This is a genomic window from Streptomyces sp. NPDC038280 (assembly GCF_055600045.1).
In genome coordinates this window covers 130,389-153,118 of sequence record NZ_JBVJYZ010000016.1, presented here as the reverse complement: position 1 = coordinate 153,118, position 22,730 = coordinate 130,389, and the positions used below count along the sequence as shown (strand labels likewise).

General features: G+C 70.7%; 21 protein-coding genes. 3 read left to right on the top strand and 18 right to left on the bottom strand.

What is annotated here, in order from left to right:
* Positions 1 to 106: 106 nt before the first annotated feature.
* The 14 genes from ACZ7J0_RS27305 to pgsA all read right to left on the bottom strand — a co-directional run bounded on the left by ACZ7J0_RS27305 (position 107) and on the right by pgsA (position 13,024).
* Positions 107 to 649 carry an adenine phosphoribosyltransferase gene (locus ACZ7J0_RS27305; protein ID WP_470891638.1) on the bottom strand — a complete coding sequence of 181 codons (543 nt, stop codon included), beginning with the start codon at positions 647 to 649 and terminating at the stop codon, positions 107 to 109.
* Positions 646 to 1,743, bottom strand: coding sequence for a protein translocase subunit SecF (secF, locus tag ACZ7J0_RS27300; protein ID WP_470891636.1), 1,098 nt, complete (start codon positions 1,741 to 1,743; stop codon positions 646 to 648). Before secF ends, ACZ7J0_RS27305 begins: the two co-directional genes overlap by 4 nt.
* 1 nt (position 1,744) lies before the next feature.
* Positions 1,745 to 3,505 carry a protein translocase subunit SecD gene (gene secD, locus ACZ7J0_RS27295; protein ID WP_470891634.1) on the bottom strand — a complete coding sequence of 587 codons (1,761 nt, stop codon included), beginning with the start codon at positions 3,503 to 3,505 and terminating at the stop codon, positions 1,745 to 1,747.
* 144 nt (positions 3,506 to 3,649) lie between these two features.
* Positions 3,650 to 4,129: a preprotein translocase subunit YajC gene (gene yajC, locus ACZ7J0_RS27290; protein ID WP_470891632.1), complete on the bottom strand. Its 480-nt coding sequence runs from the start codon at positions 4,127 to 4,129 to the stop codon at positions 3,650 to 3,652.
* 165 nt (positions 4,130 to 4,294) lie between these two features.
* Entirely contained in the window at positions 4,295 to 5,386 is a 1,092-nt protein-coding gene (gene ruvB, locus ACZ7J0_RS27285) for a Holliday junction branch migration DNA helicase RuvB (RefSeq protein WP_470891630.1), read from the bottom strand.
* 7 nt (positions 5,387 to 5,393) lie between these two features.
* The gene (gene ruvA / locus ACZ7J0_RS27280; RefSeq protein WP_470891627.1) at positions 5,394 to 6,020 is read right to left on the bottom strand and encodes a Holliday junction branch migration protein RuvA; all 627 of its coding nucleotides are present in this window, start codon (positions 6,018 to 6,020) and stop codon (positions 5,394 to 5,396) included.
* Positions 6,017 to 6,640, bottom strand: coding sequence for a crossover junction endodeoxyribonuclease RuvC (ruvC, locus tag ACZ7J0_RS27275; protein WP_470891625.1), 624 nt, complete (start codon positions 6,638 to 6,640; stop codon positions 6,017 to 6,019). Before ruvC ends, ruvA begins: the two co-directional genes overlap by 4 nt.
* A 146-nt stretch (positions 6,641 to 6,786) precedes the next feature.
* Positions 6,787 to 7,539 carry a YebC/PmpR family DNA-binding transcriptional regulator gene (locus ACZ7J0_RS27270; RefSeq protein ID WP_470891623.1) on the bottom strand — a complete coding sequence of 251 codons (753 nt, stop codon included), beginning with the start codon at positions 7,537 to 7,539 and terminating at the stop codon, positions 6,787 to 6,789.
* 62 nt (positions 7,540 to 7,601) lie between these two features.
* A complete protein-coding gene (pdxT, locus tag ACZ7J0_RS27265) occupies positions 7,602 to 8,192 on the bottom strand; it encodes a pyridoxal 5'-phosphate synthase glutaminase subunit PdxT (RefSeq protein WP_470891621.1) in 591 nt (196 codons plus the stop codon).
* Between the two features lie 3 nt (positions 8,193 to 8,195).
* Positions 8,196 to 9,110: a pyridoxal 5'-phosphate synthase lyase subunit PdxS gene (gene pdxS, locus ACZ7J0_RS27260; protein WP_468709298.1), complete on the bottom strand. Its 915-nt coding sequence runs from the start codon at positions 9,108 to 9,110 to the stop codon at positions 8,196 to 8,198.
* Positions 9,111 to 9,269: 159 nt separating this feature from the next.
* Complete coding sequence (locus ACZ7J0_RS27255) at positions 9,270 to 9,815, bottom strand: LemA family protein (RefSeq protein ID WP_470891619.1); 546 nt, start codon at positions 9,813 to 9,815, stop codon at positions 9,270 to 9,272.
* Positions 9,816 to 10,221: 406 nt separating this feature from the next.
* Positions 10,222 to 11,412 carry a glycosyltransferase family 4 protein gene (locus ACZ7J0_RS27250; protein ID WP_470891617.1) on the bottom strand — a complete coding sequence of 397 codons (1,191 nt, stop codon included), beginning with the start codon at positions 11,410 to 11,412 and terminating at the stop codon, positions 10,222 to 10,224.
* On the bottom strand, positions 11,409 to 12,314 hold the full coding sequence (locus tag ACZ7J0_RS27245; RefSeq protein WP_470891615.1) for a phosphatidylinositol mannoside acyltransferase: 906 nt from the start codon (positions 12,312 to 12,314) through the stop codon (positions 11,409 to 11,411). Before ACZ7J0_RS27245 ends, ACZ7J0_RS27250 begins: the two co-directional genes overlap by 4 nt.
* The gene (gene pgsA / locus ACZ7J0_RS27240) at positions 12,311 to 13,024 is read right to left on the bottom strand and encodes a phosphatidylinositol phosphate synthase (RefSeq protein WP_470891663.1); all 714 of its coding nucleotides are present in this window, start codon (positions 13,022 to 13,024) and stop codon (positions 12,311 to 12,313) included. Before pgsA ends, ACZ7J0_RS27245 begins: the two co-directional genes overlap by 4 nt.
* Positions 13,025 to 13,249: 225 nt before the next feature.
* Between pgsA and ACZ7J0_RS27235 the strand changes: the two genes are divergently transcribed.
* Both ACZ7J0_RS27235 and ACZ7J0_RS27230 read left to right on the top strand, forming a co-directional pair.
* Positions 13,250 to 15,457, top strand: coding sequence for an elongation factor G-like protein EF-G2 (locus tag ACZ7J0_RS27235; RefSeq protein ID WP_470891613.1), 2,208 nt, complete (start codon positions 13,250 to 13,252; stop codon positions 15,455 to 15,457).
* A 210-nt stretch (positions 15,458 to 15,667) separates the two neighbouring features.
* Positions 15,668 to 17,323 (top strand): hypothetical protein, encoded by a 1,656-nt coding sequence (locus ACZ7J0_RS27230; protein WP_470891611.1) that lies wholly within the window; start codon positions 15,668 to 15,670, stop codon positions 17,321 to 17,323.
* A 63-nt stretch (positions 17,324 to 17,386) separates the two neighbouring features.
* Here the strand turns inward: ACZ7J0_RS27230 and ACZ7J0_RS27225 are convergent, their stop codons facing one another.
* The gene (locus tag ACZ7J0_RS27225) at positions 17,387 to 17,947 is read right to left on the bottom strand and encodes an HIT family protein (RefSeq protein WP_470891609.1); all 561 of its coding nucleotides are present in this window, start codon (positions 17,945 to 17,947) and stop codon (positions 17,387 to 17,389) included.
* A 66-nt stretch (positions 17,948 to 18,013) separates the two neighbouring features.
* On the opposite strand from ACZ7J0_RS27225, the gene ACZ7J0_RS27220 reads away from it, so the two are divergent.
* A complete protein-coding gene (locus tag ACZ7J0_RS27220) occupies positions 18,014 to 18,691 on the top strand; it encodes a potassium channel family protein (RefSeq protein ID WP_470891607.1) in 678 nt (225 codons plus the stop codon).
* A 12-nt stretch (positions 18,692 to 18,703) separates the two neighbouring features.
* Here the strand turns inward: ACZ7J0_RS27220 and thrS are convergent, their stop codons facing one another.
* From thrS to ACZ7J0_RS27205, 3 genes are all read right to left on the bottom strand, one after another.
* A complete protein-coding gene (thrS, locus tag ACZ7J0_RS27215; protein ID WP_470891605.1) occupies positions 18,704 to 20,680 on the bottom strand; it encodes a threonine--tRNA ligase in 1,977 nt (658 codons plus the stop codon).
* Positions 20,681 to 20,793: 113 nt separating this feature from the next.
* Positions 20,794 to 22,047, bottom strand: a complete 1,254-nt coding sequence (locus tag ACZ7J0_RS27210; protein ID WP_470891603.1) for a hypothetical protein — start codon at positions 22,045 to 22,047, stop codon at positions 20,794 to 20,796.
* Positions 22,047 to 22,613 (bottom strand): DUF4365 domain-containing protein, encoded by a 567-nt coding sequence (locus ACZ7J0_RS27205; RefSeq protein WP_470891601.1) that lies wholly within the window; start codon positions 22,611 to 22,613, stop codon positions 22,047 to 22,049. The genes ACZ7J0_RS27210 and ACZ7J0_RS27205 overlap by 1 nt, the downstream gene beginning before the upstream one ends.
* Positions 22,614 to 22,730 lie beyond the last annotated feature (117 nt).

The following is a 22,730-nucleotide window of genomic DNA, read 5'->3' as shown; positions in this document are numbered from 1 at the left end:
GCCTCGATCGATGGCATCCCCAAGATCCAACCAGGACATCTCCGGAAAAACGGGAAGGGCACCCCGGGAGATCCCGGGGTGCCCCGCCGTATCCGTGGACACGGCCTCAGATCGTGATCAGCGCCTCCAGCGGGGCGCCGCGCAGGGCCGGCTCAAGCCGGGCCCGGCCGGACAGGAAACCCAGCTCCATGAGGACCGCGACGCCCGCGACCTCGGCGCCGGCCCGCCGGATGAGCTCCAGCGAGGCCTCGGCCGTACCGCCGGTGGCGAGGACGTCGTCGATGACCATGACGCGGTCGCCCGCGGCCAGGTCCTCGGCGTGCACCTCGATCTCGGCGGTGCCGTACTCCAGCTCGTACGCCTGGCTGAGGGTCGCTCCGGGGAGCTTGCCCGCCTTGCGTACGGGGATGAACCCCAGGCCGGAGCGGACGGCGACGGGCGCGGCCAGGATGAAGCCGCGCGCCTCCAGACCGACGACCTTCGTCGCGCCGTGCGTCAGGCACAGCTCGGCGAGCTCATGGGTCAGGGCCGTGAACGCCTCCGGGTCCGCGAGCAGCGGCGTGATGTCCTTGAACAGCACACCGGGCTTTGGATAGTCGGCGACGTCCCTGATCCGGCTGAGCAGGAGCTCCCGCGTGGACTCGGTCATCGGCGCTTGCCCGACGGGCGGCCACGGCGGCCGCGCGGGCCGACGACGGCGCCGGCCGCCGCGGGCTCGTCGTCCCCGAACCCGTCCGTGCCGTCCGTACCGTCCGGCGACTCGCCCTTGGCGGCGGCCGCGGCGCGCTTCGCCAGGATGCGCTTCTTGAGCGCCTTCATCTGCGGGTCGCGCTCCTTGAGGTCGGCGACCAGCGGAGTGGCGATGAAGATCGACGAGTACGCACCGGCGGCGAGACCGACGAAGAGCGACAGCGAGATGTCGTTCAGCATGCCGGCGCCGAGGACTCCGCCACCGATGAAGAGCAGACCGGCGACCGGGAGCAGCGCGACCACGGTGGTGTTGATCGAACGGACCAGGGTGCCGTTGATCGAACGGTTGGCGATCTCGCTGTACGTCCACCGGGTCTGCTTGGTGATGTCCTTCGTGCCCTCCTTGAGGGAGTCGAAGACCACGACCGTGTCGTAGAGCGAGTAACCGAGGATGGTCAGCAGACCGATCACGGTGCCCGGGGTGACCTCGAAGCCGACCAGGGCGTAGATGCCGACCGTGATGGTGATGTCGTGGATCAGCGCGACCAGGGCCGCGACGGCCATGCGCCACTCGAAGGCGATGGCCAGGTAGACGACGACCAGGACCATGAAGACGCCGAGGCCCGTCCAGGCCTTGTTGGCGATCTGCTCGCCCCAGCTGGGGCCGACCAGCGCGGAGTTGATCTTGTCCGCCGGGACGCCGAGGTTCTTGGAGAGCTCGGCCTCGATCTGGTTGGCCTTGGCGGTGTCGACCTCGGTGATCTGGATCCGCAGACCGCCGTCACCGAGCTCCTGGACGATGGCCTCGTGGCCCGAGGCCTCGACCGCGAAGTCATGGGCCTGGGAGAGCGAGACCTTGGCCTTCTGGTCGGTCGTGAAGACCGCGCCGCCCTTGAACTCGATACCCATGTTCAGGCCGCTGACCGCCAGACCGAGGATGGCCGTGATGGTGATCAGGATCGAGACGCCGTACCAGATCTTGCGCTTGCCGATGAAGTCGTAGCCGACCTCGCCGCGGTAGAGCCGGGCGCCGAGATTGCCGAGTCGCGACATCTCACGCCTCCTTCGGGTCGGTGGATGCGTTGACACGGCGGGAGCGGCGCAGAGGCGGCTTGGCGCCGAGCCGCTGCGGGTCCAGACCGGACCACGCGTGACCGCTCCCGAAGAACTTCGTACGCGCCATCAGCGTCATCACCGGCTTGGTGAAGAGGAAGACCACGACCACGTCGAGCAGGGTGGTCAGGCCGAGCGTGAAGGCGAAGCCCTGCACCTTGCCGACGGTGACGATGAAGAGCACCGCGGCCGCCAGGAACGACACGAAGTCGGAGACCATGATCGTGCGGCGGGCACGGGGCCAGGCGCGCTCGACGGCCGGACGCAGGGTGCGGCCTTCCCGGATCTCGTCACGGATGCGTTCGAAGTAGACGATGAACGAGTCCGCGGTGATACCGATCGCGACGATCGCACCGCACACCGCGGGCAGATTGAGCGCGAAGCCGATGGCCGGGCCGAGCAGCGCCATGATCGTGTACGTCAGGATCGCCGAGGCGAGCAGGCTCAGCAGCGCGATCAGCGAGAGGCCGCGGTAGTAGACCACCAGGTAGATGACGACCAGGGCGAGACCGATCGCACCGGCGATCAGACCGGCCTTCAGCTGCTCACCGCCCAGCGCGGCGGTGACCGTGTCGACGCTCTGCTCCTGGAAGGTGAGGGGGAGCGCGCCGTAGGACAGGATGTTGCCGAGGTCCTGGGCGGACTGCTGGTTGAAGCTGCCGGAGATCTCCGCGTTCGCGCTGAGCGTCGTACGCACCGACGGGGCCGAGACAACCTCGCCGTCGAGGACGATGGCGAACTGGTTCATCGGCGGCTGCTGCTGCGACAGACGGCCGGTGATCTTCTGGAACTTCTTGGCGCCGCCGTCGGTGAACTCCATCTGGACGATCCACTGACCATTGCGCTGGTCGATGGCGGCCTTGGCGTTGTCGACGTCCTTACCGTCCACCTCGGACGGGCCGAGGATGTACTTCTCCCACTGGCCGATGCCGTTCTTGCCACAGGCGACGGTCGTCTCGGTGGGCTTGGTGCCCTTGCCGGCGGCGGCGCGCTGCTTCGGGTCGGTGCAGTTCAGAGCGGCGAACTGCTGCTCGACCTTGGCGGTGGAGGGGTCCGGCGCCGGGGCCTTGGGGGTCTCCGGCGTCTTCGGCTTGCCCGAGGGGGTGGCACTCGGGGTGGGCGCCTTCTTCAGGGCGTCGGTGACCGCGCGTCCCTGGGTGGTGGCGCTTGCCGTGGGCGTGGCGGAGGTGCCCTTGCCCTTGTCCTTGGCCTTACCGTCGGACGCCGAGGCGCCCGGGGAGGGCTTGGAGCTGGGGCTCGTCGACGGCTTCGGCTTCGGCGCCGGCTCGCTCGCGGCGAGGGTGAGCACCGGGCGGAAGTACAGCTGAGCGGTCTTGCCGACCTGCTCGCGGGCCTGCTTCGCGTTCGTCCCCTTGGGGACGTTCACGATGATGTTCTCCTTGCCCTGCGTCTGGACCTCGGCCTCCGTGACGCCGAGACCGTTGACACGGCGCTCGATGATGCCGACCGCGGTGTTCATGTTGGTCTCGTTGACGGCGGACGGGTCCTGCCCGGGCTCGACCTTCGCCTTGAGCGTGATCGTCGTGCCGCCCGCCAGGTCGATGCCCAGCCGCGGCGTGACATGACCGGACCAGAACATCCCGCCGGTGAGGGCGACCATGGCGATGAGGATCAGTGCCAGGGCACGCCCCGGCCTGCCCTGTCCCCCCGCCGGCCCGCGGCCCTTCTTCGGTGCTGCCACCTTGTCGTTTCTCCCTGTCCAACCGCCCCGCGCCGGGTGTGCGCGGGACGGCCACGAAGTGTTGTGGGGACCTGCCCCCGCAGAGGTAGACACGATCCGGGGACCGCGGGCGCCGGTAGGCGTCCCCGCGGTCCCCGGTCCTGGCTACTTGGCGTCGGTCTCGCCGTCGGCCTTGCCGTCCTTCTTGTCGCCCTCGACGTCCACGACGTCCGCGTCGGCCTTCTTGGTGAGGTCCGGCTTGGCGGCGTCGGCGTCGGCGTCCGCGTCCGTCGCGACGACGGTGTCCTCGGTCAGGGAGGAGACGTCGTCCGGCACGACGGCGTCGTCGCCGACGGAGGCCACCTCGCCGTGCACGATGCGGTTGTACTCGTCGTCGCCGAGTACCGCACCGATGGCGTTCTTGGCGAAGAGCGCGTGGACGGCCGGGGCCAGCTCGAGGAGGACGGTGTCGTCGTTGACCTCCTTGACCGTGGCGTACAGGCCGCCGATGGTGCGGACGCCGGTGCCGGGCTGCATCTCATTGCGCATCTGCGCGGCGGCCTGCTGCTTCTTCTTGGCGGACCGGGTCATCAGGAACATTGCCCCGATGAGCACGATGAAGGGGAGGAGAGTCACGAGGTTCACGGGACGGGGTTTCCTTCGCACGACCGCGAGGAAGCGCGGCCTGATCTTCGGGGGTGGGCACGCCGACCGAGAAGGGCGGCATCGGCGGAGTCTAAGCGAGTCCGCATCGATGGAACAACGCCCAGCATGGCACCGTGGTTCCTCCAACCACGACTCTCCTCGCCCTCAGGCCCCGAACAGGCCGGCTTGTCCCGGTGTCCCCGCGCCGCCACCGGGCCCCCCTTGTGGGGGTACGAGGCCCAGGTGGGCCCAGGCCGCGGGGGTGGCGACCCGGCCACGGGGCGTACGCGCCAGTAGGCCCTCGCGCACCAGGAAGGGCTCGGCGACCTCCTCGACCGTCTCGCGCTCCTCCCCCACCGCCACCGCCAGGGTGGACAGGCCGACCGGTCCGCCGCCGAAGAGCTTGAGCAGGGCCCGCAGGACGGCCCGGTCCAGGCGGTCGAGGCCCCGGCTGTCCACCTCGTACACCCCAAGGGCGGCGGCGGAGATCTCCTGGGTGATGACACCGTCGGCCTTGACCTGGGCGTAGTCGCGGACGCGGCGCAGCAGCCTGTTCGCGATCCGGGGCGTGCCGCGCGAACGGCCGGCGATCTCGGCGGCTCCCGCGGTGTCGATCTCGACGTCGAGCAGGCCGGCCGAGCGGTGGATGACGCGCTCCAGCTCGGTGGGCTCGTAGAACTCCATGTGTCCCGTGAAGCCGAAGCGGTCGCGCAGCGGCGGCGGCAGCAGTCCTGCCCGGGTGGTGGCGCCGACCAGGGTGAAGGGCGGCAGCTCCAGGGGGATGGCGGTGGCGCCGGGGCCCTTGCCGACGATCACGTCGACCCGGAAGTCCTCCATCGCCATGTACAGCATCTCCTCGGCGGGGCGCGACATCCGGTGGATCTCGTCGAGGAACAGGACCTCGCCCTCCTGGAGGGAGGAGAGGATCGCGGCGAGGTCGCCGGCGTGCTGGATGGCCGGGCCCGAAGTGATCCGGATCGGGGCGTTCATCTCCGCCGCGATGATCATGGAGAGGGTGGTCTTGCCGAGGCCGGGGGCACCGGACAGCAGGACGTGGTCGGCGGTGGCGCCTCGGGCGAGGGCCGCCTTGAGGACGAGATCGAGCTGCTCGCGGACCCGCTCCTGGCCGACGAACTCGCCGAGCGACTTGGGGCGCAGAGCCGCTTCTACGGCCTGGTCCTCGCCGTCGGCCACCGCCTCGACCAGGCGGCCGTCCAGGGACTCTTCGGGGCCCGGTGTGGTGTCGTCCCAGTTCACAGCCGGATCACCTCGTGCGGTTCAGGGTCTGGAGGGCGGCCTTGAGGAGCCCGCCGATCTGCGGGGTGCCGCCCTCGGCGACAGCGGCCTCGGCCTGGGGGGCGACAGCGGTCACCGCTTCGTCGGCCTCCCGAGCCGCGTATCCGAGCCCGATCAGCGCGGCGCTCAGCTGATCGCGCCAGGGCGCGGGGCCGGCCGCGGAGGTGCCCTGCTTGCCGATGTGCGCGCCGAGCGGCTCTCCGAGACGGTCCTTCAGTTCGAGGAGGAGCTTCTGCGCCCCCTTCTTGCCGATGCCGGGAACGGCGGTGAGCGCCTTCTCGTCCCCCGAGGCGACCGCGATCCGCAGCGCGTCCGGGGTGTGCACGGCGAGCATGGCCTGGGCGAGCCGTGGGCCGACGCCGCTCGCGGTCTGGAGCAGTTCGAAGATCTGACGCTCGTCGTCGGCGGCGAAGCCGTACAGCGTCAGCGAGTCCTCCCGGACGACCAGGGAGGTGGCGAGCCTGGCGTCCTGACCGATCCTCAGGGTGGAAAGAGTGTTCGGAGTGCACTGGACGGCCATGCCGATGCCGCCGACCTCGATCACGGCCGTCGTCGGGGCGAGCGCGGCGACGGGGCCGCTCACAAAGGCGATCATGCGGAACGGCCTTTCGATGCGTGGGGCGTTGACGCGTGGGGGGTCGATGGGCGGGGGGTCGACGCCTGGGGCCCGGAGGCCGGTCGCGCCGGTGTCTGCCGCACGGCCGCCTGGTGCGCTGCGACGGCCCGCTGGAGGCGGTTCTGCGCGGGAGCCCGCCAGATGTGACAGATGGCGAGGGCGAGGGCGTCCGCCGCGTCGGCCGGTTTGGGCGGGGAGTCGAGCCGCAGCAGCCGCGTCACCATCGCGCCGACCTGCGCCTTGTCGGCCCGTCCGCTGCCTGTGACGGCTGCCTTGACCTCGCTGGGGGTGTGCAGGGCGACCGGGATGCCGCGGCGCGCGGCACAGAGCATGGCGACGGCGCTGGCCTGGGCGGTCCCCATGACCGTACGCACGTTGTGCTGGCTGAACACCCGCTCCACGGCGACGTATTCGGGCCGGTGTTCGTCGAGCCACTGCTCGATGCCCTGCTCGATCGCGACCAGCCGGTGGCCCAACTCGGCGTCCGCCGGAGTGCGCACGACACCGACGCCGAGCATCGTCAGCGGGCGGCCCGCGACGCCCTCGACTACGCCGACACCGCACCGGGTCAGACCCGGATCCACCCCGAGTACGCGCACCCCGCCCCTCCTTTGTTCTTCCCCGGCTACCGCTGGGAGGTGCCCCCAATTCGTGCAGGCTATCGGGTGGCTCTGACAATCGGCGGCACCGACAAAGCGACGGGCCGACGGGGGGTGTCCCGTCGGCCCGTTCGCTGTCAGCCGGTTCAGGCGTCGACCTTCTCCATGACCTCGTCCGAGACATCGAAGTTGGCGAAGACGTTCTGCACGTCGTCGCTGTCCTCGAGCGCGTCGATCAGCTTGAAGATCTTGCGCGCGCCCTCTTCGTCGAGTTCGACCTGCATGGTCGGGACGAAGTTGGCCTCGGCGGAGTCGTAGTCGATGCCCGCCCCCTGGAGCGCGGTGCGGACCGCGACCAGGTCGGTGGCCTCGCTCATCACCTCGAAGGACTCACCGAGGTCGTTGACCTCTTCGGCGCCCGCGTCCAGGACCGCGCCGAGCACGTCGTCCTCGGTCAGCTCGCCCTTCGGGACGATGACGACGCCCTTGCGGTTGAAGAGGTACGAGACGGAGCCCGGGTCGGCCATCGAGCCGCCGTTGCGGGTCATGGCGACGCGCACGTCGGAGGCGGCCCGGTTGCGGTTGTCGGTGAGGCACTCGATGAGCACCGCGACACCGTTCGGTCCGTAGCCCTCGTACATGATGGTCTCGTAGTCGACGCCGCCCGCCTCGAGACCGCCACCGCGCTTGACCGCGGAGTCGATGTTCTTGTTGGGGACGGAGCTCTTCTTCGCCTTCTGGATGGCGTCGAAGAGGGTCGGGTTTCCGTCGATGTCGGCGCCACCGGTGCGCGCCGCCACCTCGATGTTCTTGATCAGCTTCGCGAAGAGCTTGCCGCGCTTGGCGTCGATCACGGCCTTCTTGTGCTTCGTCGTAGCCCATTTAGAGTGGCCGGACATCTGCCTGTCTCCTTCGCGTAACCAATTTCTGAACGAACCCGAGAGATCCTACCGGGATCCGCTCAGGCCGCAGCGCGCACCATGTCGACGAACAGGGCGTGCATGCGGTGGTCACCCGTCAGTTCCGGGTGGAAGGACGTGGCCAGGGCGTTGCCCTGCCGTACGGCGACGACATGGCCCTCGTGCTCGGCGAGGACCTCGACCTGGGCGCCGGTCGATTCGACCCAGGGGGCACGGATGAAGACGCCCTCGACGGGGCCGTCCTCGACGCCGGTGACGTCGACGGCCGCTTCGAAGGACTCGTTCTGCCGGCCGAAGGCGTTGCGGCGGACGATCATGTCGATGCCGCCGAGCGTCTCCTGGCCCGAACGCGGGTCGAGGATCTTGTCGGCGAGCATGATCAGGCCGGCGCAGGTGCCGTAGACGGGCATTCCCGCCGCGATGCGCTCGCGCAGCGGCTGCATCATGCCGAAGATCGTCGCGAGCTTGGACATCGTGGTGGACTCGCCACCGGGGATGACCAGGCCGTCGATCTCGGCGAGCTCCTCGGGGCGCCGGACCGGCCTGGCCACGGCGTCAGCCGAGGCCAGGGCGATCAGATGCTCCCGTACGTCGCCCTGCAGTGCCAGGACGCCAATGACGGGGGTGTTCATGGGTTACCAGCCGCGGTTGGCGTAGCGCTCGGACTCGGGGAGGGTGTCGCAGTTGATGCCGACCATGGCCTCGCCCAGGTTGCGGGACGCGTCCGCGATGATCTTCGGGTCGTCGAAGAAGGTGGTGGCCTTCACGATGGCGGCGGCGCGCTTGGCCGGGTCGCCCGACTTGAAGATGCCGGAGCCGACGAAGACACCCTCGGCACCGAGCTGGCGCATCAGCGCGGCGTCCGCGGGGGTGGCGACACCACCGGCGGAGAACAGCACCACGGGGAGCTTGCCGAGCTCGGCGACCTCCTTGACGAGCTCGTACGGCGCGCGCAGCTCCTTGGCGGCGGCGAAGAGCTCGTTGTTGTCGTAGCCGCGCAGGCGGGCGATCTCGTTCTTGATCTGGCGCAGGTGACGGACGGCCTCGACGACGTTGCCGGTGCCGGCCTCGCCCTTGGAGCGGATCATGGCCGCGCCCTCGGCGATGCGGCGCAGGGCCTCGCCCAGGTTGGTGGCGCCACAGACGAAGGGGGTCGTGAAGGCCCACTTGTCGGAGTGGTTGACCTCGTCGGCCGGGGTGAGGACCTCGGACTCGTCGATGTAGTCGACACCGAGGGACTGCAGGACCTGGGCCTCGACGAAGTGGCCGATGCGGGACTTGGCCATGACCGGGATGGAGACGGCCTCGATGATCTCTTCGATCATGTTCGGGTCGGACATACGGGCCACGCCGCCGTCCTTGCGGATGTCGGCCGGGACCCGCTCGAGGGCCATGACCGCCACGGCGCCGGCGTCCTCGGCGATCTTCGCCTGCTCGGCGTTGACCACGTCCATGATCACGCCGCCCTTGAGCTGCTCGGCCATGCCGCGCTTCACGCGGGCGGTGCCGGTCTCGGGGGTCTGGGGGGTGGTGGGAAGCGTGCTGGACACGGGACGACCTCACTCGTGAGAACGGGGGTTTTACGACACCAGTGAGGAAACAGGCCAGGACCAGTCCACTGCAAGGGCCAATAGCGAGCCGGTGGCTCGTTTTCCGAGGTCAGGGGTGAGGGTCGGCTTCGATTACCGGGTGGTTCAGGGGTTTCAAGGTCATGTTCCGGGGCGGTCCGCCAGGGCGGTGGGGGGTTCGTCGTCCATTTCGAAGGCCAGCGGGAAGGGGGCATGGCCCGCCAGCCGGAACCAGCGGACCTTGCGGTGGCGGCGCAGCGCGCGGGCCGCGCGGACGGCGTCGTTGTGGAAGCGGCGGGCCATCGGGACGCGGCGCACGGCGGCCGCGAGCTCGCCCGCCGCCTCCTCGCCGCCCGGGGCCTCCCGTACGAGCTCCACCTGCTCCGGCTCCCCGAAGACGGCGCGCAACGCCTGGCTGAGCTCGCTCTCGGCGACCTCCCGGTGGTCCTCCTCGGCCTGGCGTGCGGCGTGCGCGGCCTGGTAGAGCACGATGGATGCGGCCGGGTCGAGGACGCCGGAGGTGGCCAGTTCCTGGGTGACCGAGGCGCGGCGTACGAGCTGGGCGTCGAGCGCGGCACGGGCCGCGTCGATCCGGGCGTGGAGCCGGTCGAGCCGCCCGGCGGTCCAGCTCAGATAGAGGCCGATCGCGAACAGGCCGACGATGATCCAGATGAGAGTTGCGGTCACGGGCGCACAGGCTACCGGCCAGATCAGCGGGTGCGCCGGGGGCGGCGGGTACGGGGGCGGCGGGGGCCGGGGCCCGGACCTCGCGGTCGCCGGGCAGAACACGGGGTGCGCCGGGGGACGGCGGGGCCTCGGGCGCGGGGCAGATCAGCCGGTGCGCCGGGGCGTGGCCTCGCGCGCCGGGGCGGACCCCGCGGTCACGAGCGCACAGCTATCGGGCAGAACAGCGGGTGCGCCGGGGGCGGCGGGCTCGGGCGCGGGGCAGATCAGCCGGTGCGTCGGGGGCCGGACTTCACCGTCACGGGGACCAGCCACCCGGCGGGTGGCCCCGGCCCTGGCGACCGACCGGGCGGGCGGTGCCGCTCCCCGCTGGATGGACGCGGCCGGGCTCCCACTGGGGGCGGTCCCCCTACGCGCCGTTCCCCTTCCGCGCGAGGCTTCCGTTCCAGCGTCCGCCCCACGGCGCCCGCAGGCCCGTGCGCTCGTCCTCCGCCACCGACGCCGCGCCGTCCGTCACCGTCTCGTACACCGCCAGGATGTCCGCACCCACCGTCGACCAGTCGAAGCGCCGGACGTGCGCGCTGCCCCGCGCGCGCAGTTCCTCGCGGCGCGCCGGGTCGCCCAGGAGCCGGATCGCCCCCGTGGCCAGGGCGTCCGCGTCCTCGTTGGCGAAGAGTTCGCCGGCGCCGCCCTGGTCGAGGACCTGCGCGAAGGCGTCCAGGTCGCTGGCGAGGACCGGCGCGGCGGCCGAGAGGGCCTCGACGAGGATGATGCCGAAGCTCTCGCCGCCGGTGTTCGGCGCCACGTACACGTCGACGCTGCTCAGCAGCCTGGCCTTGTCCTCGTCACTGATCATTCCGAGGAACTCGACGCGGGAGCGCATCTCCTTGGGGAGGGAGGCGACCGCCTCCTCCTCGTCGCCGCGGCCGGCCACCAGGAGCCGGGCGTCGGGCCGTTCGGCGAGGATCTTGGGCAGGGCGTGCATGAGGACCGGCAGGCCCTTGCGCGGTTCGTCGATCCGGCCGATGAAGCCGAGCGTGCCGCCCTGCCACTCGGCCTTGGGCTCGGCCTCGGCGAAGAAGTCGACATCGACGCCGTTGGGGATGACGACCGCGTCACCGCCCAGGTGCTCGACCAGCGTCCGGCGCGCGTACTCGCTGACCGCGATCCGCGCGCTGATCTTCTCCAGCGCGGGCTGGAGGATCGGGTACGCGGCGATCATCGCCCGCGAGCGCGGGTTCGAGGTGTGGAAGGTCGCGACGATCGGGCCCTGCGCCGCCCAGCAGGTGAGCAGCCCGAGCGACGGGGAGGTCGGCTCGTGGATGTGGATCACGTCGAAGGTGCCGTCGTGGAGCCAGCGCCGCACCCGCGCGGCGGAGAGGAAACCGAAGTTGAGCCGGGCGACCGAGCCGTTGTACGGGACGGGGACGGCCCGGCCCGCCGAGACGACGTACGGCGGCAGCGGGGTCTCGTCGTCCGCGGGGGCGAGGACGGAGACCTGGTGGCCGAGCCCGATCAGATGCTCGGCGAGGTCCCGGATGTGGAACTGGACGCCGCCCGGCACGTCCCAGGAGTAGGGGCAGACGATGCCGATCTTCACGGACGCCGCTCCTCCAGGTCCGCGAGCCACAGTCGCTGGAGCATGTGCCAGTCCTCCGGGTGTTCGGCGATTCCGGTGGCGAAGGCGTCGGCCAGCGCCTGTGTCATGGAGGCCGTCCGCTCGGTCCTGTCACCTGTCTCGGGGACGTCGACGGGCGGGTGGATCCGCCCCTTCATGACCGCCGACTCGTCGTACCAGAGCGTCACGGGCAGCAGCAGCGCGCCCGTCTGCTGGGCCAGCAGCGCCGGTCCCGCCGGCATGCGCGCGGTGTCGCCGAAGAACTTCACCTCGACCCCCGAGGCGGACAGATCCCGGTCGGAGACCAGGCAGACGAGGCCACCGGCGCGCAGCCGGCGCGCCAGCGTCCCGAAGGCGGCGCCTCCGGTGTGCGGCAGCACCTCCATGCCCAGGGATTCCCGGTAGGCCACGAACCGGTCGTAGAGCGTCTCGGGCTTGAGCCGCTCGGCGACCGTCGTGAACGGCACTCCGAGGGAACGGGTGACCCAGACGCCCGCGAGGTCCCAGTTGGCCAGGTGGGGCAGCGCGAGGACCACGCCGCGGCCGGACGCGAGGCCGTCCTTCAGGTAGTGGACGTCCTTCACGTCGAAGCCGGCGGAGACCCGCTCCGCGCTCCAGGACGGCAGCCGGAAGGACTCCATCCAGTACCGCATGTACGAGCGCATGCCGGCCTTGGAGAGCTCGGCGAGCCGCTCGGGCGTGGCGTCCGGGACCACGCGCGCGAGGTTGGACTCCAGCCGCAGCACGCTCTTGCCGCGCCGCTTCCAGGCGGTGTCGGCGATGCGCCGGCCGAGTCCGGCCGCGACGGGCTCGGGAAGCTTTTTCACGGCGCTCCAGCCGAGCCCGTACAGGGCGTCGGTGAGCCTGTCCTTCACACCGCTCACGAGGTCGCCCCGGTTCCCCTGGAGGCGGCGTCCGCCTCGGCCGACTCCCGGCGCACGGTCACGACCCGCTGTCCGAGGGTGACGGCGCTGCCGATGGCCACGATCCACAGGGCGATGGGCAGCAGGATGTCGATGCCCGGCACACCGAAGCCGTGGAGTCCGGCGAGGCCGGCCGCGACCAGCGAGATCACCAGTCGCTCGGCGCGCTCCACCAGTCCGTTGACCGCGACCGGCAGGCCAATCGATTCGCCGCGCGCCTTGGTGTACGAGACGACCTGGCCGCTGGCCAGGCAGAAGATGGCCACCGCGCACAGAATGTTGTCATCGCCCGTGCCGGCGTACCAGAGCGCGAAACCGCCGAAGATCGCCCCGTCGGCGACCCGGTCGAGCGTCGAGTCCAGGAACGCGCCCCAGCGGCTGGAGATCCCGGCCTGCCGGGCCATGTTCCCGTCGACCAGGTCCGAGAAGACGAAGAGGGTGATGACGATCGTGCCCCAGAAGAACTCTCCCCGCGGGAAGAAGACCAGCGCACCCGCCATCACCCCGGCCGTACCGATGAGCGTGACCGCGTCCGGACTGACCCCTCGTCGGAGCAGAAACGCGGCGAACGGTGTGAGGACACGCGTAAAAAACGCACGCGCGTACTTGTTCAGCATGGCCTTCCCGAGGGTCGGTGGCCGGGCGGCCCCAATGGCCTCCGGCTGGCCCATCGTAGCCAGGACGTCGGGGCTCCAGTGCCGGGCACCCGGCCGGTCGCGTCCCGTCCGGCGGATGGCCGTGGTCACGTACGACGTATGGACGCACCGTGACGGCAATGCGAAGCTCGAAGGACGACCGCGGGCATCGTCGGAGCCGCCGCGGATGCTCCCCCTCGCCCGCGCCCCCACTCCTCTCCTCACCGTGTGATCGGATCGGGACATCGGAGGGCAAGAATCATGGGCGAAAAGGCGCACGCACACCCCGGGGCCGCCGGCAGGGCCACAGCGGCCGACCGGCCCTCGGCGGTACGGAACGTGGTGCTGGTCGGCCACAGCGGTTCGGGAAAGACGACTCTGGTCGAGGCCCTCGCGTTGACCGCTGGAGCGGTCAACCGGGCGGGCCGAGTCGAGGACGGCGGCACGATCTCCGACTACGACGAGATCGAGCACCGTCAGCAACGCTCCGTACAGCTGTCCCTCGTCCCCGTCGAATGGGGCGGGTACAAGATCAACCTCTTGGACACTCCCGGATACGCCGACTTCGTCGGTGAGCTGAGGGCCGGTCTGCGTGCGGCGGACGCGGCCCTTTTCGTCGTCTCGGCCGCCCAGGAGGCCGACGCCGTGGCGGGGGCCACCCGCATGGTCTGGGAGGAGTGCGCGGCGGTCGGGATGCCGCGCGCCATCGTGGTGACCCATCTGGACACCGCGCGCACCGGCTTCGACGAGCTCACCTCGGTCTGCGGCCGGATCTTCGGCGGCGACGACCCGGACGCCGTGCTGCCGCTGTACCTGCCGGTGCACGGTGCCGAGGCGGCCGACGGGCACGCCCCCGCCACCGGCCTCGTCGGCCTGCTCACGCGCAAGATCTTCGACTACTCGTCGGGGTCGCGGACGGAGAACGCGCCGGACTCCGGTCAGGAGTCACTGATCCAGGAGGCACGCAGCAGGCTCATCGAGGGGATCATCGCCGAGAGCGAGGACGAGTCCCTGATGGACCGCTATCTCGGCGGCGAGGAGATCGATCTCAAGACCCTCGTCGACGACCTGGAGAAGGCCGTCGCGCGGGGCACGTTCCATCCCGTCCTGGCGGCCGCGCCGGCCTCCGACGGCGGAAAGCAGGGCCTGGGGACCGTCGAGCTCCTGGAGCTGATCACGGGCGGTTTCCCCACGCCGCTGGAGCGGCAGGCGCCGGCCGTCACCACTCCCAAGGGCGCTCCGCGCCCGCCGATCAGCTGCGACCCGGACGGTCCGCTGGTGGCCGAGGTGGTCAAGACGGCCTCGGACCCCTACGTCGGGCGGATCTCGCTGGTGCGGGTCTTCTCCGGCACGCTGCGTCCCGACGAGACGGTCCATGTCTCCGGGCACGGCCTTGAGGACCGGGGTCATGAGGACCACGACGTCGAGGAGCGGGTCGGCGCGCTGTCGGTCCCCTTCGGCAAGCAGCAGCGCGGCCTGAACGCGTGCATCGCCGGTGATCTCGCCTGTGTCGCCAAACTGGGCCGCGCGGAGACCGGCGACACGCTCTCCGCCAAGGACGATCCGCTGCTGATGGAGCCCTGGTCGATGCCGGAGCCGCTGCTGCCGCTCGCCATCCAGGCGCACAGCAAGGCCGACGAGGACAAGCTCTCCCAGGGCCTCGCGCGACTGGTCGCCGAGGACCCGACGATGCGTCTGGAGCAGAACCAGGACACGCATCAGGTGGTGCTGTGGTGCCTGGGCGAGGCCCATAGGGACGTGACGCTGGAGCGCTTGCGCAGCCGGTACGGAGTCCAGGTCGACGCCGTCCCGCACAAGGTGTCGCTGCGGGAGACGTTCGCGGGAGCCTCGGCGGGGCGCGGCCGGCATGTGAAGCAGTCCGGCGGCCACGGCCAGTTCGCGATCTGCGAGATCCAGGTGGATCCGCTGCCGCCCGGGTCGGGACTCGAGTTCGTCGACAAGGTGGTCGGCGGGGCGGTGCCGCGGCAGTTCATCCCGTCCGTGGAGAAGGGCGTGCGGGCCCAGGCGGCCCGTGGGGTCGCGGCCGGATATCCGCTGGTGGACGTGCGCGTGACGCTGCTGGACGGCAAGGCCCACTCGGTGGACTCCTCCGACGCCGCGTTCCAGACGGCGGGCGCGCTGGCACTGCGCGAGGCGGCCGCCGAGGCGCGGATCAGTCTGCTGGAGCCGGTGGTCGAGGTGCGGGTACTGGTGCCGGACAGCTATGTCGGCCCGGTGATGAGCGATCTGTCGGGGCGGCGCGGACGCGTCGTCGGCACGGAACAGGCGGGCCCGGGGCGCACGCTCGTCCGGGCGGAGGTGCCGGAGATCGAGATCGGCCGGTACGCCGTGGACCTGCGGTCCATCTCTCACGGCACCGGGCGCTTCGACCGTTCGTACGCCCGGCACGAGCCCATGCCGCCCCAGCTGGCCGACAAGATCCGCGAACAGGCCGAGAAAGGCTCATAGTTGAGAGGCCGTCCGGAAACCGCCCGCCCAACCGTCTTGCGGACGGGCGGTATTCGGCCGGTCGGGGCGGGGGCGCGCGCCCCGCTTTTCCCTACCACCTGACGCGCCCGCCGCTCCCCCGATACGCTGGGGTGCCCAGCTCAGAAGGTGTGCGGGGCGCGGTGGTGGGGAACAGGCCGCAGAGCGGAGTACTCGCGTGGCAACGCGGCGATGGGGGCGCAGTTGAGTTTCGACGGATTCGGTCCCGGGGCGCAGATCCCCCTGCAGGGCTCGGACGGGCAGACGGCGGCGACCCATGCGCTCGCCTCCGCCGCGTACCGCGACGGCCCGGCCGACGAGATACTCAAGGCGAACAACGAGTGGCACGAATCCACGCTCAAGAAGGGCAAGTTCGCCCTCTTCAGGCCGGACCTCGGAGAGGCGTTCTCCCGGGCCGTGCAGGTGCGGATGCTGGGCGGCGCCCGTAAGCCGCTCATCCAGTCCTTCGGAACCGAACCGCAGCCGGTCGTCGAGCACTGCCTGGCCGCCACCGGGATCCGCAAGCAGCGTGACACCCGGCTCACCCTGGTGACGCTCTTCTTCGGCGTGCTCTTCCTGCCCGGGCTGCTGCTGTGGCTCGGCATCTTCCAGCTGCGCCGGATGATCGCCGGCGCCTCCGACCGGCGTGCGGGGGCCCTGGGGACGATTCTGCTGGCGGGCTTCGGCATCCTCGCCGTGATCTTCATGATCAAGCTGCCCTTCAGCGGGCTGCTCTCGATATACCTGCGCGCCATGATGGTCGCCCCGGTCCTCGGCTGGGTGCTCGCCAAGCGGATCTGCGAATCGACCGCGCAGGACCTGCGCGCCCGCTGGGACTCGCTGCTCAGCGGCGGCGGCGTCGGCGCGAAGATCCCCGAGGCCGTGCCGCAGGACCCGAACCAGACGGCCGCCGAGGAGCTGCGCCAGTCCCTGGAGAAGCTCACCGCGGAGCAGCAGTCCAATGTCGTCTTCTACGCGGGGCCCAAGGGAATACTGGGCATGGGCACCCGCTGGGGCAGCTGGCACCTGGCCGAGGAGCTCGTTCCCCAGGCGGGCCGGGAGATCCATGACTTCCGCAGCTGGGACGTCATCCGGCCGATCCACGACCAGTTGAAGATGCTGGAGCGCGGCTCCCTCAAGACCGGCTTCCCCAAGCCGGTGGTCAAGCACTGGATCGTGGCGCCGGTGGGCGAGGGGGCCGCGGAGGTCGCCCGCCCCGAGGGCGAGAACATCGTCACGTTCCAGGTCAAGCCGCACGAGATACAGCGCATCTGCAACGACCAGCAGTTCGGCAGCGGCAACCGCCACTACCTGGGGGTGCAGTTCACCCTCTGGGACGGCCAGCTGGTCCTCACCATGATGATCACGGTGACGTCGCTGCTGCACACGCTCCGTATCGAGGTGACGGGTCACGCGCTCGGCCCGGTGCATCCCCTCTTCACCACCAAGCCGAAGCCGAACACCAAGGAGATCAGCAAGACGGTCCGGTTCTGGGAGACCAAGGAGATAACGCTGCCGCTCATCACGACGGACGAGGTCGTCCGTCTCGCGGTCCGCGCCCCGCTCACCTGGTTCCCGCCGGTGCTGGACTTCCTCGGCGGCAAGCTCGTCCTGCCCGAGCCCTTCGGACTGCGGCACGCCTGGGCCGACAAGCCCTGGCGTCACCGCTTCATGGCCGATGACGCGATCCGCGCGGCGACGCCCGTGATGCGGGCCGTCCACGCCGCGACGATCAAGGTGCTCGACGAGCACGGCGTGGACACCGAGCGCTTCAGCAACCGCTCCCTCGTCCTGAGCGGGTTCGTCCAGGACCCGACCCCGAAGAAGGCCGACTCCTACGACGCCTGAGCCGCGCGAGCCCGAACCGCGCGGAGCCGCCCGGGCCTGAGCCCGGGGCGGCTCCGCGCGGCTCTAGGTGGCCGGCCAGGCGTCGGCGAGCATCTTGCGGGTGTCCGCGAGCAGTTGCGGAAGCACCTTGGTGTGGCCGACGACCGGCATGAAGTTGGTGTCGCCGCCCCAGCGAGGCACGACGTGCTGGTGCAGATGGGCGGCGATTCCGGCGCCGGCCACCCCGCCCTGGTTCATGCCGATGTTGAATCCATGTGCCCCGGAGGCCGTCCGCAGCGCGGTCATCGCGTACTTGGTGAACGCGGCAAGCTCCACCGTCTCCGCGTCGTCCAGCTCCGTGTAGTCGGCGACATGGCGGAAGGGCACCACCATCAGGTGGCCGCCGTTGTACGGGTAGAGGTTGAGTACGGCGTACACCTTCTCGCCGCGGGCGATGACCAGCCCGTCCTCGTCCGACATCGCCGGGATCGTGCAGAACGGACAGCCGTCGTCAGCCCCGGGCCCGGTGGGCTTGTTCTCGCCCTGGATGTACGCCATCCGATGGGGCGTCCAGAGGCGCTGGAACGCGTCCTGCGTCCCCACTCCGATCTGCTGCTCCGGCTCAATCGTCATGCTGTGCAGCATATTGCTTCGCCCGTTCGGAGCGTGTCGCCGGGGCGGCCGATCAAGGCGTCCGGCGATGCTGACGTGATGACCGACAGCGGTGGGACCCCTCAGGAGCGCTGGGAGCGCCGCAGCGAGCTCCCGCTGGCGGTGGCGTCGCTGCTGTTCCTCGCCGGGTACGCGGTCCGTGTGCTCGCGCACGGTCTCCCCGAGGGATGGCGGGACGTGTGCCTGGCGGTCACGCTCGGCGCCTGGGCGGTCTTCGCGGTGGACTACGCGGTGCGGCTGCGGCTCAGCGGCGAGGGCCCGGGGTTCGTCCACCGGCACTGGCTGGACACCGTGGTGCTCGTCCTGCCGCTGCTGCGGCCGGTGCGGATGGTCCGGCTGTACGAGAGGGTCCAGCGCCATCGGGAGCGGCCGCGCCTGAGCCTGCACGCGCGCGTGATCGTGTACGCGGGGGTGACGGTGACCCTGCTCGGCTTCGCCGGGGCGCTGAGCGTCTACCACGTGGAGCACGCGGCGCCGGGCGCCACCGTCCGTACCTTCGGGGACGCGGTGTGGTGGACCTGCTCGACGCTCGCGACGGTGGGATACGGGGACGTGGCGCCGGTGACGCCGCTCGGCCGGGTGGTCGCGGTGGGCCTGATGGGGTGCGGTCTGGCGCTGCTGGGGGCGGTGACCGGATCGTTCTCGTCGTGGCTGCTGCAGACGTTCACACGTGAGGACGAGAAGAGGCCCCCGGGGAGCTCCCCGGGGGCCTCGTGAAGCGTCGGCGGATCAGACCTGGACGCGGTCCTCGACGATCTTGGCGATCTTGGCGATGGCCTCGTCGACCGGGACGCCGTTCTCCTGCGAACCGTCGCGGTAGCGGAAGGAGACCGCGCCTGCGGCCATGTCCTCGTCGCCCGCGATGATCATGAACGGGACCTTCTGCTTCTGGGCGTTGCGGATCTTCTTCTGCATCCGGTCGGAGGACGCGTCGACGTCCACACGGAGCCCCTGGGCCTTCGCCTTGGCGGCGAAGCCCTGGAGGTACTCGACGTGCGCGTCGCCGATCGGGATGCCGAGCGCCTGGACCGGGGCCAGCCACACGGGGAAGGCGCCCGCGTAGTGCTCGAGGAGCACCGCGAAGAAGCGCTCGATGGAGCCGAACAGGGCGCGGTGGATCATGACCGGGCGCTGCTTGGTGCCGTCGGGGCCGGTGTACTCCAGGTCGAAGCGCTCCGGCAGGTTGAAGTCCAGCTGGACCGTCGACATCTGCCAGGTACGGCCGATGGCGTCCTTGGCCTGGACGGAGATCTTCGGGCCGTAGAACGCGGCGCCGCCCGGGTCGGGGACCAGCGGCAGGCCCTGCTTCTCGGCCACCTGCCGCAGCGTCTCGGTGGCCTCCTCCCAGACCTCGTCCGAGCCGACGAACTTCTCCGGGTCCTTGGTGGACAGCTCCAGGTAGAAGTCGGTCAGACCGTAGTCGCGCAGCAGGTCGAGGACGAAGGTGAGCGTCTTGTCGAGCTCGTCCGCCATCTGCTCCTTGGTGCAGTAGATGTGCGCGTCGTCCTGGGTGAAGCCGCGGGCCCGGGTCAGACCGTGCACGACGCCGGACTTCTCGTACCGGTACACGGTCCCGAACTCGAAGAGACGCAGCGGCAGTTCACGGTACGAGCGGCCGCGCGCGTCGAAGATCAGGTTGTGCATCGGGCAGTTCATGGGCTTGAGGTAGTAGTCCACGCCCTCGTCGAGCTGCATGGGGGGGTACATGCCCTCGGCGTACCAGTCCAGGTGGCCCGACTTCTCGAACAGCTTGCCCTTGGTGGCGTGCGGCGAGTACACGAACTCGTAGCCGTGCTCCTCGTGCCGGCGGCGCGAGTAGTCCTCCATGACCCGGCGGATGATGCCGCCCTTGGGGTGGAAGACCGCGAGGCCGGAACCGACCTCGTCGGGGAAGGAGAAGAGGTCCAGCTCGTTGCCGAGCTTGCGGTGGTCGCGCTTCTCGGCCTCGGCGAGGAAGTCCAGGTGCGCCTTCAGCTCGTCCTTCGACGGCCATGCGGTGCCGTAGATGCGCTGGAGCATCGGGTTCTTCTCGCTGCCCCGCCAGTAGGCGGCGGCGTTGCGCATCAGCTTGAAAGCCGGGATGTTGCGGGTGGTGGGCAGGTGCGGACCGCGGCAGAGGTCCTTCCAGCACAGGTCACCGGTCTTGGCGTCCAGGTTGTCGTAGATGGTCAGCTCGCCGCCGCCCACCTCGACGTTCGCGCCGTCGTCGGTCGACGCGGAGCCCTTGATGCCGATGAGCTCCAGCTTGTACGGCTCGTCCGCGAGCTCCTCGCGGGCGGCGTCGTCGGTCACCACGCGGCGCGAGAAGCGCTGGCCGCGCTTCTGGATCTCCTGCATCTTCTTCTCGACGGCCTTGAGGTCCTCGGGCGTGAACGGCTTCTCGACGTCGAAGTCGTAGTAGAAGCCGTCCTTGACCGGCGGGCCGATGCCGAGCTTGGCCTCGGGGAAGAGCTCCTGCACGGCCTGGGCCATGACGTGCGCGGTGGAGTGGCGCAGGATGTTGAGACCGTCCTCGGAGGAGATCTCGACGGGCTCGACCTCCTCGCCGTCCTTCACCTCGTACGCGAGGTCCTTCAGCTCACCCGCGACGCGCGCGGCGACGATGGAGCGCTCGCCGGCGAAGAGCTCGGCCGCCGTAGTCCCCGTCGTCACCACGCGCTCTTCCCGCTCGGAATCGCGATGGATGATCACACGGACGTCTGACACCGGTCTCTCCTGACTGAAGGGAAGCGCCGCATCACGTAGTGCGGACGCAATACGTCATGTTACCGAGCCGCCGGGGGCGCTCGCGAAACGGTTTCCGCTCCCTCCGGGTCCGGTCAGTCGCCGGGCCCGCACGCCTCCTCGAAGAAGTCCAGGTTCTCCTGGAGCGACTTCATCAGCCGGTCCCGCTCCGCCTCGTCCACCTGCACCGGCACCACTCCCGACGCGTCGGTGAGCCGCCGGAAGCCGCCCCGGCTCTCCAGCCGCCCGACGACGCGAATGGGCAGCCCGACCAGATGGGCGTGGCCGGCCGTGCGATAGGACTCCTCGTCGAGCGCCACCCGCACGTGCGCCACCTCCGCGCCGCCGAGCACCCTCAGCCGTACGGTTCCCCGGCCGCGCGGCCCGGCCCTGCGCATCCGCACCACCGCGCCCGTGATCCGGACCGGCACGGACGGCTCGCCCATGAGGTAGCGGGCCCCCGCCTCGCGCAGCGCGGGCAGGTCCCCGGGGGAGAACTCCACCGGCTCGGGCCGGGCCGCGCACCCCTCGGGCACTCCGGCGGCCGGGGCCCACCGCAGGGCGATCCTGGCCCCCTCGGCGCCGCGCACGAGGGCGATGAGCGCCTCCGTCAGTTCACGGCTCGCGCCCGCCTCGACGGCGGCGTCGAAGGCCTCCATGCCGCCGGTCGCCCGCTGGTAGTCCGCGGCCTCACGGACCGCGTAGAGCGCGCGGTAGAGCCGCGCGGTGACCGTCCGGCCCGGGTCGACCGGCACGAACGCGGTGAGGCCGCGCCCGCCGGACGCGGAGCCGACCAGGACGCCGTCGAGCGAGGCCTGGGCCTGTCGCCGGTGGCGTGCTCCGTAGTACCCGGCGCGTGCGCGGGCGGCCAGCGCGCCGGCCAGGAGCAGTTGTCTGGCCGCCGACCTGAACTGCTCCTGCACCACCCAGGGGATCTCGCCGGAGGGCCCCTGTGGCACATCGCGCCACCAGCGGATCTCGTCGCTGGGCACGGTCAGTCCGACCAGGACGTCACGGGCGGAGGGCGCGGAGCTGCGCGCGAGCGCGGTGAGGGCCTCGCCGAGCAGGTCCTCGCAGTCCGGAAAGGCACTGCTCTCGGGCACGAGCAGACTCGGGCCGCCCGCGGCGGGCCCGGGCGGTGTCCAGCGCGTGTACCGCCCGGCGGCCCCTCCGCGCCGGCGCCAGCCGTGCCGGTCGAGGAGCGCGCCGAGGACGCGCGGGTCGACGCGCGCGGGGTCGGGAGAGCCGCCGGCGTCGTGCCAGCGGTCCGGAACACCGCCCGCGGCGCGCGGGCGCGCCTCGGGCGGAAGCTCCGGATTGACGGGTGGTTCGTCGATCGGCCGGTGCATCAGGGTCTCCCTCCCGCCCCGACCCGGGACATGATCTCGCAGAGCGCCCGGTCGTCGAATATCCGCGAGGTCGGAATGCGCACGGTGGTCCTGCGCCTGCCCGTCACCGGGTGGCCTGCCAGGTTGATCCAGTAGCAGCAGTGCCGCAGGTCGAGCCCGTCGTGGCCGGCCCGCAGCCACTCGTCCTGGGTCCTGGGCACGAGCATCACGACCAGGATCTTGTGCACCGCGACGGGGCTGCGGGCCAGCTTCACCAGGTGGTCGTTGTCGAGGGTGAAGGAGAACGCGGCCCCGGGCGGGTTCGGCGGAATCTGGTACGTGCACTTGAGCTGGACCTTGATGGTGACTTCGTCGTCGACCGTGTGCCCGGGAGCGCTGTGGCTCACGTGCCAGTCGATGCCGTTGTCCGGAAACGGCTGCGCGAGAGAACATCCCGCGGCGGCCGCGACCGCGTGCAGATAGCCCACTTGGAAGGTCTCCATGCAGGCGGTGGTGGCGAGCGCTCCGCGCAGCGGTACGACCCGCTGGGGTAGCAGCCCCCCGGATTCGGGCTGCGCGAGTGCCATGGCTCCCCGTGCCTTCCGGGCTGTGCCGATCGGCTTCCCGTTGGTGCGTGTGGCGACGGGGTGTCAACTCTCTTGCCCGTCATCTGTGTTGTCACCGCCCGGCGTACGGCGCAAACA

Coding starts and splice junctions, on each gene's coding strand:
- ACZ7J0_RS27225 (WP_470891609.1), bottom strand. CDS start 17,947: ATGCTGCACAGCATGACGATTGAGCCGGAGCAGCAGATCGGAGTGGGG.
- ACZ7J0_RS27210 (WP_470891603.1), bottom strand. CDS start 22,047: ATGCACCGGCCGATCGACGAACCACCCGTCAATCCGGAGCTTCCGCCC.
- ruvA (WP_470891627.1), bottom strand. CDS start 6,020: ATGATCGCCTTTGTGAGCGGCCCCGTCGCCGCGCTCGCCCCGACGACG.
- pgsA (WP_470891663.1), bottom strand. CDS start 13,024: ATGGGCCAGCCGGAGGCCATTGGGGCCGCCCGGCCACCGACCCTCGGG.
- ACZ7J0_RS27305 (WP_470891638.1), bottom strand. CDS start 649: ATGACCGAGTCCACGCGGGAGCTCCTGCTCAGCCGGATCAGGGACGTC.
- secF (WP_470891636.1), bottom strand. CDS start 1,743: ATGTCGCGACTCGGCAATCTCGGCGCCCGGCTCTACCGCGGCGAGGTC.
- ACZ7J0_RS27220 (WP_470891607.1), top strand. CDS start 18,014: ATGACCGACAGCGGTGGGACCCCTCAGGAGCGCTGGGAGCGCCGCAGC.
- pdxT (WP_470891621.1), bottom strand. CDS start 8,192: ATGAACACCCCCGTCATTGGCGTCCTGGCACTGCAGGGCGACGTACGG.
- ACZ7J0_RS27235 (WP_470891613.1), top strand. CDS start 13,250: ATGGGCGAAAAGGCGCACGCACACCCCGGGGCCGCCGGCAGGGCCACA.
- ACZ7J0_RS27270 (WP_470891623.1), bottom strand. CDS start 7,539: ATGTCCGGCCACTCTAAATGGGCTACGACGAAGCACAAGAAGGCCGTG.
- ACZ7J0_RS27205 (WP_470891601.1), bottom strand. CDS start 22,613: ATGGCACTCGCGCAGCCCGAATCCGGGGGGCTGCTACCCCAGCGGGTC.
- ACZ7J0_RS27230 (WP_470891611.1), top strand. CDS start 15,668: ATGGGGGCGCAGTTGAGTTTCGACGGATTCGGTCCCGGGGCGCAGATC.